This is a genomic window from Micrococcus sp. iso_26, assembly GCF_056172975.1.
In genome coordinates this window covers 2,345,053-2,360,644 of the sequence record NZ_CM149652.1, presented here as the reverse complement: position 1 = coordinate 2,360,644, position 15,592 = coordinate 2,345,053, and the positions used below count along the sequence as shown (strand labels likewise).

13 protein-coding genes are annotated in these 15,592 nt (G+C 72.1%); 10 read left to right on the top strand and 3 right to left on the bottom strand.

Translation table 11 applies throughout. The annotated features are described in order from the left end of the window. Positions 1-136: 136 nt before the first annotated feature. Genes AC0VX0_RS10980 through AC0VX0_RS10970 form a run of 3 tightly spaced genes read left to right on the top strand, consistent with a single transcriptional unit; the run spans position 137 to position 3,166 of the window. Positions 137-1,144 (top strand): IS481 family transposase, encoded by a 1,008-nt coding sequence (locus tag AC0VX0_RS10980; protein WP_377635934.1) that lies wholly within the window; start codon positions 137-139, stop codon positions 1,142-1,144. 10 nt (positions 1,145-1,154) lie between these two features. Further along, complete coding sequence (locus tag AC0VX0_RS10975; RefSeq protein WP_063189414.1) at positions 1,155-1,820, top strand: response regulator transcription factor; 666 nt, start codon at positions 1,155-1,157, stop codon at positions 1,818-1,820. Beyond that, positions 1,817-3,166 (top strand): sensor histidine kinase, encoded by a 1,350-nt coding sequence (locus tag AC0VX0_RS10970; RefSeq protein WP_475451676.1) that lies wholly within the window; start codon positions 1,817-1,819, stop codon positions 3,164-3,166. The genes AC0VX0_RS10975 and AC0VX0_RS10970 overlap by 4 nt, the downstream gene beginning before the upstream one ends. A 138-nt stretch (positions 3,167-3,304) precedes the next feature. On the opposite strand, the gene AC0VX0_RS10965 is transcribed toward AC0VX0_RS10970, so the two are convergent. Next, the gene (locus AC0VX0_RS10965) at positions 3,305-6,682 is read right to left on the bottom strand and encodes a beta-phosphoglucomutase family hydrolase (RefSeq protein ID WP_355634186.1); all 3,378 of its coding nucleotides are present in this window, start codon (positions 6,680-6,682) and stop codon (positions 3,305-3,307) included. Between the two features lie 307 nt (positions 6,683-6,989). Here AC0VX0_RS10965 and AC0VX0_RS10960 point away from each other — a divergent pair, with 307 nt between their 5' ends. Next, positions 6,990-7,559: a hypothetical protein gene (locus AC0VX0_RS10960; RefSeq protein ID WP_402638860.1), complete on the top strand. Its 570-nt coding sequence runs from the start codon at positions 6,990-6,992 to the stop codon at positions 7,557-7,559. Positions 7,560-7,575: 16 nt separating this feature from the next. Here AC0VX0_RS10960 and rlmC read toward each other — a convergent pair whose 3' ends face one another. Both rlmC and AC0VX0_RS10950 read right to left on the bottom strand, forming a co-directional pair. Continuing rightward, positions 7,576-8,787: a 23S rRNA (uracil(747)-C(5))-methyltransferase RlmC gene (rlmC, locus tag AC0VX0_RS10955; RefSeq protein ID WP_144820122.1), complete on the bottom strand. Its 1,212-nt coding sequence runs from the start codon at positions 8,785-8,787 to the stop codon at positions 7,576-7,578. A gap of 10 nt (positions 8,788-8,797) precedes the next feature. After that, positions 8,798-9,406 (bottom strand): HEAT repeat domain-containing protein, encoded by a 609-nt coding sequence (locus tag AC0VX0_RS10950; RefSeq protein WP_020628173.1) that lies wholly within the window; start codon positions 9,404-9,406, stop codon positions 8,798-8,800. 120 nt (positions 9,407-9,526) lie between these two features. Here AC0VX0_RS10950 and AC0VX0_RS10945 point away from each other — a divergent pair, with 120 nt between their 5' ends. The 6 genes from AC0VX0_RS10945 (at position 9,527) to AC0VX0_RS10920 (ending at position 15,335) form a co-directional block, all read left to right on the top strand. After that, positions 9,527-10,501 (top strand): acyl-CoA thioesterase, encoded by a 975-nt coding sequence (locus AC0VX0_RS10945; RefSeq protein ID WP_036316197.1) that lies wholly within the window; start codon positions 9,527-9,529, stop codon positions 10,499-10,501. Between the two features lie 24 nt (positions 10,502-10,525). Continuing rightward, on the top strand, positions 10,526-11,794 hold the full coding sequence (locus AC0VX0_RS10940; RefSeq protein WP_036316196.1) for a phospholipase D-like domain-containing protein: 1,269 nt from the start codon (positions 10,526-10,528) through the stop codon (positions 11,792-11,794). A gap of 372 nt (positions 11,795-12,166) precedes the next feature. Further along, complete coding sequence (locus AC0VX0_RS10935) at positions 12,167-13,570, top strand: MBL fold metallo-hydrolase (RefSeq protein ID WP_036384546.1); 1,404 nt, start codon at positions 12,167-12,169, stop codon at positions 13,568-13,570. Positions 13,571-13,604: 34 nt separating this feature from the next. Then, positions 13,605-14,198, top strand: a complete 594-nt coding sequence (locus AC0VX0_RS10930) for a rhodanese-like domain-containing protein (protein WP_052007121.1) — start codon at positions 13,605-13,607, stop codon at positions 14,196-14,198. A gap of 6 nt (positions 14,199-14,204) precedes the next feature. Next, positions 14,205-14,987 carry a sulfite exporter TauE/SafE family protein gene (locus AC0VX0_RS10925; protein WP_081339249.1) on the top strand — a complete coding sequence of 261 codons (783 nt, stop codon included), beginning with the start codon at positions 14,205-14,207 and terminating at the stop codon, positions 14,985-14,987. A gap of 72 nt (positions 14,988-15,059) precedes the next feature. Continuing rightward, on the top strand, positions 15,060-15,335 hold the full coding sequence (locus tag AC0VX0_RS10920) for a metal-sensitive transcriptional regulator (protein ID WP_036384544.1): 276 nt from the start codon (positions 15,060-15,062) through the stop codon (positions 15,333-15,335). The last annotated feature ends 257 nt before the right edge of the window (positions 15,336-15,592 follow it).

The window sequence follows — 15,592 nt, the reverse complement described above, 5'->3', positions numbered from 1 at the left end:
CGGCGGCCTGTGCGCCTCCTAGGTGTTGTGGGTCATGAGGTTCTTGCCACGGGGTACGGGCTGAGATGAGACGAGCGGGCCCCGCCCGGCAGGATGGAAGTTCCTCAACAACCCACCTGCCAGAAGAGACCCGCTCATGACTCACGCTAACGCACCCCTGACCCCGACCGGCCGGCTGCGCATGGTCCAACGCCACCTGCACGACGGGATCCCACAAGCCCATGTCGCCGCCGAGTTCCGCGTCAGCCGCCCCACGGTGGCCACCTGGGTGGCCCGCTACCGCGCCGAGGGCGAGGCAGGACTGCAAGACCGCTCCTGCCGGCCACGACGCTCTCCCGCCCAGCTCGACCCCGAGGTGGTGGCCCAGATCCAGACCCTGCGTCGCAGGGAGAAGTGGTCAGCCCGCCGCATCCATCACCACCTCGTCTCTGAAGGCCACCGGGTGTGCCTCCGAACGGTGGGCAGGTGGCTGCACCGGCTGGGCATCTCCCGGTTGCCAGACCTCGCGCCCACGGGTGAGGACCTGCGCCAACGACCCCAGAAGATCACCGCCCGCGGCCCGGGGCACATGGTGCACCTGGACGTGAAGAAAATCGGGCGCATCCCCGAGGGGGGAGGCTGGCGTGCTCACGGCCGGGACTCCGAGAACGCGCGAGCGGCCAAACGCGGGCCTGGCCGACGGGTCGGGTACACCTACCTGCACTCGGCGATCGACGGGTACACCCGCCTGGCGTACACCGAGGCGTTGGAGGACGAGAAGGCGGCCACGACCGTGAGCTTCTACTGCCGGGCGCGGGCGTTCTTCGCCGCGCACGGCATCACCGTGGACCGGGTGGTCACGGACAACGGGAACAACTACCGGGCCGTGGACTTCACCGCCAAGGTGGTCTCGCTCGGGGGCCGGCACCACCGGATCCGGCCCTACACACCCCGCCATAACGGGAAGGTCGAACGCTACAACCGTCTGATGGTCGATGAGGTCCTCTACGCCCGCCCGTACTCCTCAGAGACGGCCCGGCGTGAGGCGTTGGCAGTGTGGGTGAACCACTACAACTACCATCGGCCTCATACCTCCTGCGGGGACGCCCCTCCGGCCTCGTTGGCACCGACCCGAGTCAACAACGTCATGCCCTCCTACACCTAGGCTGGACGCCATGATCCGAGTAGTCGTGGCCGACGACCAGGCGTTGATGCGCACCGCCCTCGAGCACTTCGTGGCCCAGGCCGAGGACCTCGAGGTGGTCGGCTCCGCCGAGGACGGGGTCCAGGCCCTCGAGGCGGCCCGCACGCTGGCCCCCGACGTCGTGCTGATGGACATGCAGATGCCCCGCATGGACGGCGTCGAGGCCACCGCGCGCATCTCCGCCGAGGCCCCGGGCGTGCGCGTCCTGGCGATCACCACCTTCTCCTCCGAGCAGTACCTCGTGCCCGCCCTGCGCGCCGGCGCCGCAGGCTACCTCGTGAAGGACGCACCGCCGGCCGAGGTCGTGGACGCCATCCGCCGCGTCCACGCCGGGGACGCCGTGTTCTCCGCCCGCGTGGCCGCGGACCTGGTGGAGGCCGTCACCGCGGCCCCCGAACACGCCGCCCCGTGCCCGGCCGAGCCCCTCGCCCCGCACGAGCGCCTCACCGAGCGCGAGCTGGACGTGGTCCGCGAGCTCGCCAAGGGCGCCTCCAACGCGGAGATCGCCGGCGCCCTGTTCCTCGCGGAGGCCACGGTGAAGTCCCACATCGGCAAGGTCCTGGACAAGTGGCAGGTCCGTGACCGCGTGCAGATCCTCATCCGCGCCGCCCGCGCGGGCCTCGTGGACATCGGATGAGCATCGCGGCGCCCGCCCCGGCTCGGACGACGACGGCGACGTCGCCCCCGCCTGCCGAGTCTCCCCTGGGCTCCCGCCTGCCGGCGATCCTGCGCACGGAACCCGTCTCCCGGCACACGCGGATCGTCCTCTATGTGATCGTCGGGCTCATGGTGCTGGGGGAGATCCTCACCCTGATGCTGGGGCCCACGGTGGCCGCCGGGCTGAGCGCCGACCCCGAACTCGCGGGCATCCTCGAGAAGGACGGCGGGCTGACGGGTGAGGGGCGGGAGCCGCTCCTGCGCTGGGTCCTGTTCCTGGCGAGCGTGCTGGTCACGCTGCTGTTCGGGTGGCAGCCCACCCTCGCGGCGGTGTTCGTGCTGCTCGGGTGCACGTTCGGTCTGGTGGGCCTCGTGGAGGCGGACCACGCGCACCTCACCCCGCAGGCGTTCAGTGGCGGGGTCGTCCTGGGCGCGGCCATGGTGACGCGGTACTCGCACCGGGTGTTCGTCTGGTTCGCCCTGGGCGCCCTCATCCTGCTCACCGTCGCGGGCGAGGTCCTCACCGACGGCACGTGGGCGGACGAGGACAGCCTCAAGGGCGTCATGGTCATCACGCTCATCGTCGCGCTGTGCGTGGCGGTGCCGGCCTTCATGATCCGCCGATCCCGGCATCGGGCCCGGGACCGCGAGGCGGCCCTGCGCCGGGCCGAGGAGGCCGCCGCCTGCGCCGCGGAGGCCGAGCGGCAGCGGATCGCGGCGGAGCTGCACGACGTCGTCGCGCACGGGCTCACCGTGATCTCGATGCAGGCCGCCATGCTGCCCACCCAGAGGGACCCGGACAAACGGGCCGCCGCGGAGAAGGCCATCGAGCAGGCCGCCCGACAGTCCCTCGTGGACCTGCGCCGCATGCTCACCGCGCTACGCGGCTCCTCCCGCAACGCGCAGACGGCGGAGGGGGACGCCGTCGTGGACCTGCCGGCCCGCCTCGACGAGTTCGAGGCCCGCCTGCACGCGGCCGGGTTCGCGGTGGAGCGCTCGCTGACCGAGCTGGACGAGCTGCCGCGCTCCCTGGAGCTGACCGTGCTGCGCGTGGTGCAGGAGTCGGTGACGAACATCCTCAAGCACGCCCCGCGCCGCGGCACCGTGCACCTGGCCTCGGAGCTCGAGGGCGCGGACCGCCTCGTGCTGCGCATCGCCAGCCCGATGGATGAGGGCGAGCCCCGCCGCGACCGCGTGGTGGTCGCGATGGCCAGCGGCTTCGGCCTGGCCGGCATGCGCGAGCGCGTGGCCGTGTTCGGCGGCACCCTCACGGCCGGCCCGCTGGGCGGCTGCTGGGTGGTCCGCGCCGAGCTGCCGCTGCGCTGAGCCGGGGCGGCAGCCGCGTCCTCCCGCGTCCTCCCGCGTCCTCCCGCGTCCGGGGGCGAAAGTGGGCGGTATCCGCGCGGGATACCGCCCACTTTCGCCCCCAAAGGGACGGGGTGGGGTGGCCGACGACGGCGGCCCTCAGTCCAGCGGGACCGTCAGCTTCTCGCCGGGGGAGAGGGTGTGCTCGCGGCCGGCGATGATCATCGGCACGTCGTGCCACATGCCCTCGCCCGCGGCCACCGTCACCTCCCGCTGGGTCATGTGGATGACCACGGGCTGCTGGCGGAACCGGATGGTGAAGCGGGCGCCGGGCAGCTGGGCGGGCATGCGGGGGTGCAGCCGGACGACGTCGTCGCGCGTCTCGAGGCCCGCGTAGCAGCGGATCACCGTGTCCACGGTGCCCGCCATCAGGCCCAGGTGGATGCCCTCCTTGGTGGTGCCGCCCTGCGTGTCCGAGAGGTCCGACTCGAGGGCCTCCGTGAACAGGTCCCAGGACCGGTCCGGGTCCGTGCGGGCCGCCACCCACGCGTGCACCAGGCGGGAGAGCGTGGAACCGTGCGTCGAGCGGGCCTCGTAGTACGTGACCATCCGCTCGAACGCCTCCTGCGGCAGCTCGTAGCCCATGCGGCGCAGGATCCGGTCCAGCTCCTCGGAGGAGAACAGGTAGCCGAGCATGAGGGTGTCGGCCTGCTTGGAGAGCTTGTACCGGTTGGTGGCGTCGCCCTCGGCCTGCAGGATCAGGTCCATGCGGCCGATGTTCCCGTACTTGGCGCGGTAGGCCTCCCAGTCGAACTCGAGCAGGTCCTGGTAGCCCTCGAACTGGGCGAGGATGCCGGCCTCCTCGCCCTCCTCGAAGAACGGCACGGTCAGGCGGGTGCTGACCTCCTCCCAGCGCTCGATCTCCTCCTCGGAGATCTCCATGAGCTCGGGCAGGCCGTCGTCGATCGTGTCCAGCCAGCGGACCAGGCGGGCGGTCTCCGCGAGCACCCACGAGGTCAGCACGTTCGTGTACGCGTTGTTGCGCAGGCCGGAGCCGGGGGTCTCGGGATAGCCGTCGTGGAACTCGTCCGGGCCCATGACGCCGTGGATCTCGTAGCGGTCCGTGACGGCGTTGTGCAGGGTCATGGACATGAAGAACCGGGAGATCTCCACGAGCATCTCCGCGCCGTAGTCCGAGATGAAGGACGTGTCCTTCGTGATCTCGATGTACCGCAGCACCGAGTAGGCGATGTCCAGGGAGACGTGCCGCTGGTTGTGGGAGTTGTCCGGCATCCACATGCGCGAGCGCGGGTTCCACAGCTCGGTGGGCGTCTCCTCGGAGCCGTCCGCCCCGGACTGCCACGGGTACATGGCACCGGCCCAGCCCTCGGCCTGGGCGTTGGCGCGGGCCTCGTTGAGACGCCGGTAGCGGTACATCAGCAGGCCCCGGGTGATCTCGGGGCGGCGCAGCGTGAGCATCGGGTAGACGTAGATCTCGTCCCAGAAGATGTGGCCGCGGTAGCCCTCGCCGTGCAGGCCGCGTGCCCCCACGGAGGCGTCCAGGTCCCGGCGGCGGCCGTAGGCCGTCTGGAGCACGTGGAACGTGTGCAGGTTCAGGGCGAGCTGCTGGCGCAGCGACGCGCCGTCCTTGCCCATCGGGACCGCGGACCCCACCGGGGCCGAGTGGCCGGCGTCGACGACGGGCGGCGCGTATTCGCCGCCGGCCTCCGCCGCCGTGGAGCGGCGCTGATGCCGGTACGGCTCGGCCAGGTCGATGCGCACGGAGAACCGGTCCCAGTTGGTGCCCCAGCGCTGCTCGTGCAGGGTCAGCAGGTTGCGGAAGTTCTGGGCGCGCTGGACGTCCTTCACCGCCGACTCCCACACGGAGGCGTTGGCGTGGTCGTGGCTCGTGGCGACGGCGGCGACCTTCTCCAGCACGAGCGGCACGCCCTCGTCCACGTGGAGGAGGATGTCCTGGCCGACCACCAGGTCCGAGCCGTCCACGGGGCGGCGGATGGGCTCGTGGTGGCCCACCGGCGCCACCTGGCGGGTGCGGGTGGCCATGGCCACGTGGATGCCGGACTGGTTGGTGGCGGTCTCGAGCAGGACGGTCTCGCCGTCGATCTCCCGGGCCTGGACCGGCTCGAGGTGCTGGTTGGCGAGGGTGCGGTCGTCGGAGACGTTGAGGTTGGCCACGCGGCCCTCGATCTTCGAGCGCACCGTGAGGTCCCCGGACCAGTTCTCCGCCACCACGGTCAGCTCGATCGCGGCGAGGTGCCGATTGGCCAGCGAGGTGAACTGCCGGGTGTGGACCGTGGTGCGCCGGCCCTGCTCGTCCTCGAAGGTCATGGTGCGGGAGAGCACGCCGCGGCGCAGGTCCATCTCCTGGCCGTACTCCACGAGGTTCTCCTCACCCGGCAGCAGCGGGCGGCCGTGGCGCGGGGTCACCACGAGCGGGGTCCAGTCCTGGATGTTGACCATGTGCTCGGTCTCCACGACCCGGCCCTGGACCATCGAGGTCAGCCGGTTGAACACCCCGGCCATGTAGGTGCCGGGGTAGTGGACGGAGGAGATGCGCGTGCCGGGCACGGCGCCGCGGGTGCCCCAGTACCCGTTGGCCAGGGTGCACAGCACCTCGCGTGTGCCCTCGGAGGCCGGGTCGAAGCGGTCCCAGCGCAGCACCCACGCGGGGTCGAACGGGGTGGTGGTGCGGTCCTCCAGATGCAGGGTCCCGTAGTCCTGGACCACCAGGTGGGCGCCGGCCTCCTTGAGCCGGCCCTTGCCGAGATCGGGCTCGCGGTCCACGCCGATCACGAGGCCGAAGCGGCCGTCCGCGGCGGCCTTCACACCGGAGACGGCGTCCTCGAGGACCATCGCGTCCGCGACGTCGACGCCCAGCTCCCGGGCGGCCTCCCAGAACATCGCCGGGTCCGGCTTGCCCGGCAGCCCGCGCTCGAGGGCGGTGTTCCCGTCCACGATCACGGGGAAGAAGTCCAGCACGCCGCCGGCCGTGAGCACGGCGCGGGAGTTCTTGGAGCTGGTGACCAGTGCGACCGGCACGCCCTTGGCCCGCAGCCGCTCGAGGAGGTCCTGGGCCTCCGGGAACACGCGGACGCCGTCGCGCTCGAGCACCTGCTCGAAGTAGCCCTGCTTGCGCTCGGCGAGGGCGAGGACCGTCAGCTCCGGGGCCGTGTCCGCTTCGGGGGAGTCGGCCTCGGGCACCTGCAGGCCGCGGGAGGCGAAGAACGTGCGGACCCCGTCCTCGCGGGGACGCCCGTCCACGTGGTGCAGGTAGTCGGCGGCGGCGTCGAAGGGGCGCAGCACGTCCGGGTCCGCGGCGACGACGGCGGCGTTGGCGGGCAGCGCGCCCACGGCGGGCAGCGCCCCGTCGAAGAGCTCCTTCCACGCCTGCGCGTGCACGCCGGCGGTGTCCGTGATGACCCCGTCCATGTCGAAGATGACGGCGCGGTAGCGGCGGAGCCGGTGGCGGCGGGCGTTCAGGTCCTGCGGAGCGGCGGGGGTGAGCGTCTGCGACATGGGAACCAGCCTACGGGCGGGGAAGTGGGGCCGCACGGGGAGTGCCGCGGCGATGTTCACCGCAGCGAGCGCGCCGTCGTTCCGGCCGACCGCACCGCAGCGACATCACAGCGGTTCTCAGCTGCGGTGATGTCGCTGCGGCGCGGTGGGTTCCGGGAATAGGGTCGTGCCGACGGGGCGGACATGTGCCCCCGCGCGCCGGAAGCGTGGCCCGGGAACGAGCAGGACACACTCGGCGGAGATGGCCGGGGGGCGGAGGGCTCATGAACTGGATGAGGAGCAAGTGATAGATGCGAAGCCGACGCGGTTGCGGAAGAAGGCGACGCGGGAGGAGATCCTGGCGAGTCTGCCGGTGCAGGCGCGGGTGCGTCCGGCGCGGTGGCTGTTCCTGTGGCTGATCGTCGTGGTGTGCATCGCGGTGTTCGTGTGGGTGATCTTCCGGCCGCCGGAGGATGTCTCGGTCGGGTTCGGGGTGTGGCGTGTGGCGTCGTTCATCGGGTTGGCGCTGGCGTTGGCGGTGCTTCCCGCCGCGACGATGGGTCTGTTCCGGCCTCGGCATGTCACGTTCGATGAGCGGCGGGTGTGGACGCGGGATTGGTCGGTGGACTGGGTCGACGTGCAGGAGGTGGGTGGTGCCGGGGCGCAGGCGGAGCACACCTTCCAGCTGTGTCTGTTCGTCGGCAAGAAGCTGTGGAATGAGGGGGGTCTGCGGAAGGCCAACCGGTGGGACTCGGGGCGGCCCCTCCAGGCCGGTGGCCTCACGAACCCGCAGCCCTGCGTGCGGACGCAGGCGGCTCTGGCGCCCTCGATGAACACGCTGTTCGACGTGTTCGACGAGTTGAAGAAGCGGAACCGCCGGGCGGGGAGCCCGCGGTGACGCGTCCCGGCTTCCGTCACCGCCGGGTCAGCAGCGTGAGCACCTCCGCGTGCCGGGTCTGCGGGAACATGTCGAACACCTGCACCCGCGTCACCCGATAGCTCGGCATCCGGGCCAGGTCCTGCGCGAGCGTCGCCGGGTTGCAGCTGGAGTACAGGACGGTGGGCACGCCCGAGTCCTCCAGCGCGTCGGCCAGCTCGGCGCCGATGCCCCGCCGCGGCGGATTCACGACGACGGCGTCCGGGCGGGGCCGCCGTTTCTTGAACGAAAGCGCCTCCGGAGCCCGCCGTTTCTCGAACGAAAGCGCGGAGGTGGCGTCGCCGGCGGAGAAGCGCGCCCGGTCGGCCAGGCCGAGCTCCGCGGCCGTCTCCCGGGCCGCGGCCACCGCCTCGGCGGAGGACTCCATGCCCCACACGTCGCGCACGCCGGCCCGGGCCAGGTGGAACGCGAACCCGCCCACCCCGCAGTACAGGTCCCACGCCGACGCCGGCACACCGCCCTCGGCGACCCACGCCGCCGCCGTCGCGTACAGCCCCTCGGTCACCGCGGTGTTCGTCTGGAAGAACCCCTGCGGGCGCAGCCGCAGGCCGATCCCGTTCAGTTCCATCCGCAGGGTCGGCCCGCCGGCGAGCACGATCTCCTCGTCGCCCTCGGGCAGGGCCACGTGCTCGGGCAGCAGGTTCGCGCTCACCACGGCGGCGGGTGTCCCGCGCGCCGCGAGGTCATCCAGCAGCCCCGGCACCGCCGCGCGCAGCGCGTCCAGCCGGTCGGCGGAGCGCAGCACGAACCGGACCATCGCCTCCCGGTCGGGGGAGAGCGTCACGATCACGTTCTTCAGCTCGCCCGTGCGGGCGGCGACGTCGTAGGGCTCCAGCCCGGCCGCCGTCACCGCCGCCGCGCACGCCTCGAACACGCCCTCCATGCCGGCCTCGTACAGGCCGCAGTCGCGCAGGTCCACGCCGGCGCCGTCGTGATGGCGGGGGTGCTGCCGCGGGTCCAGGATGCCCAGCCGCGGCGCTGCCGCCGACCCCGTGACCACGAGCTTCGCCTTGTTCCGGAACCCGGCCTCCGCGGAGGCGAACGGCTCGGCCACGACCGTGTCCGCATCGAGCGCGTCCGCCAGCGCGGCCAGGACCGCGGCCTGCTTGTCCGCGAGCTGCCGGGCGTACGGCACGCCCATCAGCGGGCAGGAACGGCACTCGCCGACATCGAAGTGGGGGCACTGCACGGGCGTCGCCTCAGCCCTCGAGGCTGACCCGCAGGCCGGGCCGGTCCAGGCGGATCGCGAGCTGCTCGAGGGCCAGCTCGGCGGCCGCGGCCAGGTCCGCGTCCACGTCCATCACCATGCCGGTGAGCACGGGCAGGGCGGACTCGAGGTCCTCGGGGCGGGCGAGGGCACCCAGTGCGGACGCGGCCGACGCGCGGACCTCCGGGTCCGGGTCGGCACAGCCGGCCCGCACCGCGTCCACGAGGGTGCGGTCGACGGCGGCATCGCGGCGCAGCGAGCCGGCGCGGGAGGCGAGCACGAGGTGGGCCGCCGAGCGGACGTCCGCCTCGGGGGCGGTGAGCGCCCCGGTCAGGGCGGGCAGCGCGCTGCGGTGCCACGCGTGCATCAGGGCCAGGGCGCCGGTCGCGGCGGGGCTGAGGTCGCCGTCGTCGCCGGTGAGGGCGCGGGCGGCGCCCGAGGTGACGTCATCGGGAGTGGCCGCGCCGGTCATCAGGCGCACCGCCAGCCCGGCGACGGCGGCCTCCCCGCGCTCGGCGACGGCGGCCTCGGTGCGGCGGCGCAGGCGGTCGTGCGGAGTCTGGGGCTCCGCGGGCAGGGGGAGACGGTCGAAGGCGGTCATGGGTCCATTGTCCCCCGTGCGCGGACCCGCCTGGGGCGCGGCCGGGAGGTTCCCCGCAGACTCCTGGACGGGGCGTGACCGGCCGCACAGGGCCCGGACTCGGGTGATACGTTCGACGGCATGAGACCCCCCGGAGCCCTCGCCCTCGAATTCCGGGCGGACAGCTTCGATCATCCCACCGGCCTGGTGGACGCCGGCACCGTCATCTCCTGGATCGAGAAGGCCGGCTACGCCGTCGCGGCGAGTTGGGCCGGGACGTTCGTGCGTGCCCGCTACATGGGGCACACCCAGTTCCGGCACCCCGTGCCGGTGGACCGCCGTGCCGTGGTGCAGGCGCGCGTGGTCCACACGGACGGCGCCGAGGTGCACGTCCAGACCCGCCTGCTGCTGCCGGAGATCCGCGACGACGACGGCGACCCCGTGGTCGCCACCTCGTCCCTCGTGGTCTACGCCGCGGAGGAGGGCGGGGTGCCCGTGACCGTGCCGGTCTGGGAGCCCTCGACCCCCGGCCAGATCGAGCGCGACGAACAGGCCCGCCGCTCCACCGTGGCCCGCCGCGCCGTCGAGCGCGGCATGGCCCGACTGCCGTTCCCCGCGCCCGGGGAGGCCCCCGAGGAGATGAGCACCCTCGCGTTCCTGGCCCCCAACGCGGAGGCCACCGTGGGCGGCACCATCAACGCGGGCGCGATCCTGCGCTGGGTGGACGAGGCGGCCGCCGTCTGCGCCGCCCGCTGGACCGGACATGAATCCGTGGTCGCGGTGTTCGGCGGCGGTGTGCGCTTCGTGCGGAACATCCACGTGGGCGACCTCGTGCGCGTGGAGGCCCTCCTGGTGAACACCACGGAGCGGTCCATGCATGTGGCGCTGCGCGTCTACGCGAGCCGACGCACCGGGGCGGAGTCCCGCCTGGTGGCGCACTCGATCGCCGTCATGGTGGACGTCTCCGCGGAGGACCAGGCCCAGCGGGTGCGGCAGTACATCCCCGAGAGCGAGAGCGCCCGGAGGCTGCAGGAGACGGCGATCGAACTCGTGCGCATGCGCTCCGAGGTGAGCGCGGCCTGGACCGAGATGCGCCGCTCGACCGATCCGCGCTGACGGGGCCCTGAGTAGACTGAGCGAATGCGTCGACCGTCCCTGCCGTCCCTGTCCCGCCTGCCGGTCCGTCGTCTCCTCCGGGGAGCGGCCGTGGCCGCGGGCGTCGGTCTCGTGGGACTGCCGCTGACGGTCGCCGCCGGGCTCACCGGCGTGGACATGGTCAAGCGCGGCGGCCGAGTGCGCCGACCCGCGCCGAACCCCGGCGTGTTCGACGCCCACGTGGAGGGCTCCGAGCTGCGCATCTTCACCTCGGGTGAGGACCTCTACAAGGAGATGATCGCCGCGATCGACGGAGCGCAGCGGATCATCAAGTTCGAGACCTTCATCTGGAAGGGCGACCCCACGGGCCAGCGGTTCATGGACGCCTTCAACCGGGCGGCCGCGCGCGGCGTGGAGGTCTACGTCTCCTACGACGGGTTCGGGAACCTCGTGGTCCCGCCCCGCTTCTACCGTCAGCTGGACCCGCGCATCCACGTGTTCCGGCTGCCGGCCTTCGCCCGCCCGATCTGGCGAGGCGTGGTCCGGCACAGCGGGTTCAACCACTCGAAGATCATGGTGGTGGACGACGAGGTCGGCTTCGCCGGCGGCTTCAACATCGGCGACGACTACGCCCGCCTGTGGCGGGACACCCACGTGCGTGAGCGCGGCCCGGCGGTGTGGGCGCTGGGCCAGTCGATCTCCATCAAGTGGAACGCCCACCACCGCGCGGGCGAGCAGATGTCCTGGCGCCCCCCGGACACGTGGGACCCGCGCGTCACCGTGGCCGCGAACCAGCCGCCGCTCCTGGTTTACCCGATCCGGCTGAGCTACCTCGACGCCATCCAGCGGGCGCAGCACCGCATCCTCATCAACACGCCGTACTTCATCCCGGACCAGCAGGTCCTCGAGGCGCTGCTGCACGCGGCCCGGCGCGGGGTGGACGTGCAGGTGATGGTGCCGGAGGACTCCAACCACATCGTGGCGGACTGGGCCTCGCGCGGCTTCTTCGGGAAGATGCTCGAGGCCGGCATCACGATCCTGCTGTACAGGGCCAGCATGATCCACGCGAAGACCGCCACCGTGGACGGCATCTGGTCCACCGTGGGCTCGGCCAACGTCGACCGCCTCTCCCTGGGCTTCAACTACGAGTCCAACGTGGTGGTCGTGGACCGCGACTTCGCCGCCCGGATGGAGGAGATCTTCGCTCTCGACGCCCAGCGGGCCGTCCGGATCGACACCCCGCGCTGGGAGGACCGTCACGGCCTCGCCCGCGTGGTCGAGGCCCTGCTGGTACCACTGCGTCCCCTGCTCTGAGGACCCCGGGCGCTGAGCCAGACGTTTCTGCAGTTCTGACGCCCGATCCGCAGCGGAATCATCTGGCTCACGCTCCCCGCCGCGCGAGCCAGACGTTTCTGTCGTTCTGACGCTCGATTCGCAGCGGAATCATCTGGCTCACGCCCCCTGCCGCGTGAGCCAGACGTTTCTGTCGTTCTGACGCTCGATTCGCAGCGGAATCATCTGGCTCACGCCCCCTGCCGACGTCTCCTGATCGTGCCGTCCCTCCCCGTCGCCGCCCGGGCTCACCCTCTCTCTTGCATACCCCTGGGGGTATACCTTACGCTCGTTCTCGACATACCCCAGGGGGTATCGGATGGACATCGAGACCCCCCGACCCGGAGGAGAACCATGCTGCTCGAGCGCATCTACGACGAGGACCTCGCCCAGGCCAGCTACGTGATCGGCTGCCAGGCGAAGAACGAGGCGATGGTGGTGGACCCCCGCCGCGACATCCAGGTGTACCTGGACCTGGCCGCCAAGAACGGCATGACCATCACCCACGTGACCGAGACCCACATCCACGCGGACTACCTCTCCGGCACCCGCGAGCTGGCCCACGCCACCGGCGCCCAGATCCACCTGTCCGGCGAGGGCGGCGAGGACTGGGCCTACGGCTTCGAGGGCAACCTCCTCAAGGACGGCGACACGGTGACGCTCGGCAACATCACCGTCGAGGCCGTGCACACCCCGGGCCACACCCCCGAGCACCTGTCCTTCCTCGTCACCGACGGCGCCTTCGCGGACGCCCCGGGCTACATGCTCACCGGCGACTTCGTGTTCTCCGGCGACCTCGGCCGCCCGGACCTGCTGGACGAGGCCGCCGGCGGCGTCGACACCCGCTTTGAGGGCGCCCAGCAGCTCTTCGCCTCCCTCAAGGCGAAGTTCCTGACCCTCCCGGACCACGTGCAGGTGTTCCCGGCCCACGGCGCCGGCTCCGCCTGCGGCAAGGCACTCGGCGCGCTGCCCTCCACCACGGTCGGCTACGAGCGCAAGTACGCGTGGTGGTCCGACTACCTGAAGAACGACGACGAGCAGGGCTTCATCGACGAGCTGCTCGACGGCCAGCCCGACGCCCACGCCTACTTCGCCCGCATGAAGCGCCAGAACAAGCAGGGGCCAGCCATCCTGGGCGAGCTGCCCGAGCTCGAGGAGCTGGACGCCGGGGGCGTGCAGGCGACGCTCGCCGAGGGCGCCGTGTTCGCGGACACCCGCGGTGTGGACGAGATCCTCGCCGGCACCGTGCCGGGCGCGCTGGCCTTTCCGTCCCGCGGCAAGGTCGCCACGCACGCCGGCTGGGCCTACGACCCGGAGAGCGACGACGCCGCCCTCGTCCTGCTCGCCGAGGACCGCGAGGACGCGCACACGATGCGCGACCACATGATCCGCGTGGGCGTCGACGCCGCCGCCGCGTTCACCACCTCCGTGGACGGCCTCACGTTGGAGCCGGTGCCCACCGTGCAGGCCGACGAGCTGCGGTCCCGCATCGAGGCCGGCGAGGTCGGCGCGGAGCAGGACACCGTGCTGGTGGACGTGCGCAACAAGACCGAGTTCTCCCACGGCACCGTGGCGGACGCCCGGCAGCTGAACGCCGGCAAGGTGCTCTTCCACCAGGAGGAGCTGCCGAAGGACAAGACCCTGGTGACCTTCTGCCAGTCCGGCCTGCGCAACATCGTGGCCGCCCAGGCGCTGCGCCGCGCCGGGTTCGACGTGATCGAGCTCGAGGGCAGCTACGCCGCCTGGCAGCAGTCCTGACACACCCCCAGACCAACCCCGAGGAGCCCCTCCCATGAGCGTCACCCTGTCCCCCGTCGCCCCGCGCGACCTGAAGGCCGAGCTGGCCGCCCGCCCCGACGCCGTCGTGCTGGACGTGCGCACCCCCGGCGAGTTCGAGACCGAGCACATCGCCGGCTCCTACAACGTGCCGCTGGACCTGCTCCAGGAGCACGCGGACGAGGTCGCCGCCCGCCTGGACGGCACCGCGGTGCTCGTCTGCCAGTCCGGCAGCCGGGCCGGCACCGCCCAGGACCGTCTGGCCCAGGCCGGCTTCACCTCCGCGCGCGTCCTGCAGGGCGGCATCTCCGCCTACGCCGAGGCCGGCGGCGAGGTCGTCCGCAGCGGCAACCGCTGGTCCATGGACCGTCAGGTCCGCATGACCGCCGGGTCCATCGCGCTGGTCGGGGCCGTGGCCTCCCAGGTCGGCTCGAAGCGGTTCGGCCTCATCCCCGCCGCGATCGGCGCGGGCCTGTCCTTCTCCGCCGTGTCCAACACGTGCGCCATGGCGTCCGTGCTGGCCAAGATGCCGTGGAACCGCCCCGCGCAGGAGCGCTCCGCGGGCGACGTGATCGGCCGCATCCCCACCGGCGCGGGGAAGCGGAGCTGACCCGTGATGTGGATCGTCCTCGCCCTGGCCCTCGTGGTCGGCCTGCTGCTCGGCCTCATGGGTGGCGGCGGGTCGATCCTGATGGTGCCCCTGCTGACGTACGTGGCCGGCCTCGAGCCGAAGCAGGCCATCGCGGGCTCCCTGTTCGTGGTGGGTGTGACCTCGCTGGTCTCAGTGCTGCTGCACTCGCGGCACGGCACCGTCCGGTGGCGCACCGGCCTGATCTTCGGCGCGGCCTCGATGGTGGGTGCCCTCCTGGGCGGCGTCGTCGGCGGCTTCCTGCCGGGGACCCTGCTGCTGATCGCCTTCGCGGTGATGATGCTCTTCACGGCGTGGGCCATGATCCGGCCCAAGAAGACGCAGCCGGCGGCCGCCCCCTCAGTGGAGGCCTCGGCTGACGTCGAGCCCCGCCGCCACCCGCTCGGGAAGATCCTGCTGGAGGGCGTCGTCGTCGGCTTCGTCACGGGCATCATCGGCGCCGGCGGCGGGTTCCTCGTGGTCCCCGCGCTCGTGCTGCTCGGCGGCCTGCCGATGTCCGCCGCGGTGGGCACGTCCCTGCTGGTGATCGCCATGAAGTCCTTCGCGGGCCTCGGCGGCTACCTGACCAGCGTGACGCTGCCGTGGGACCTGCTGCTGTGGGTCACCGGTGTGGCCGTGGTCGGCGGGCTGATCGGCGTTCCGCTCGTGAAGCGGGTCCCGGAGAAGGCGCTGAAGAAGGGCTTCGGCTGGTTCGTGCTGGCCATGGGCCTGGTGATCCTCGTCCGGGAACTCATCGGTCTCCTCGTGTGACCTCCGGCGACGTCGCCGGATACCCCTGGGGATATGATTCCCCTCCCCGCCACCGTGACAAAGGAGGTCGCCGTGCGCACCGCCGACGCCGAGACCCAGCGCAAGATCCTCAACCGCCTCAAGCGGGCCCGCGGCCAGCTGGACGCCGTGATCCGCGAGGTCGAGGGCGAGGGTCGCTGCAAGGACGTGGTCACGCAGCTCTCCGCCGTCTCCACCGCGCTGGATCGCGCCGGCTTCGCGATCGTCTCTGCGGCCATGCAGTATTGCCTCGCCGACCCCGAGAAGGCGGAGGACGAGGAGAAGCTCACCGTCGCCGAGCTCGAGAAGCTCTTCATGACCCTGGCCTGACCGGCCACCCCGAAGCCCCCTCGCCGAAAGGATCCCTCATGTGCCGTCCTGCGCGCTGCCGCGTCTGCCGCAGGGCCACCTGGGCCGGATGCGGCCGGCACGTCGAGTCCGTCAAGGCCGTCGTCCCCGCGGCGCAGTGGTGCGATGGCCGTCACTCTGATGCCGAGCGCGACGCAGCCCGCGCGGGCCGTGCCGGGGCCGCAGGGTTCTTCGCGAGGCTCTTCGGGCGCTGAGCCAGGCGTTCCGGGGGCGTGAGC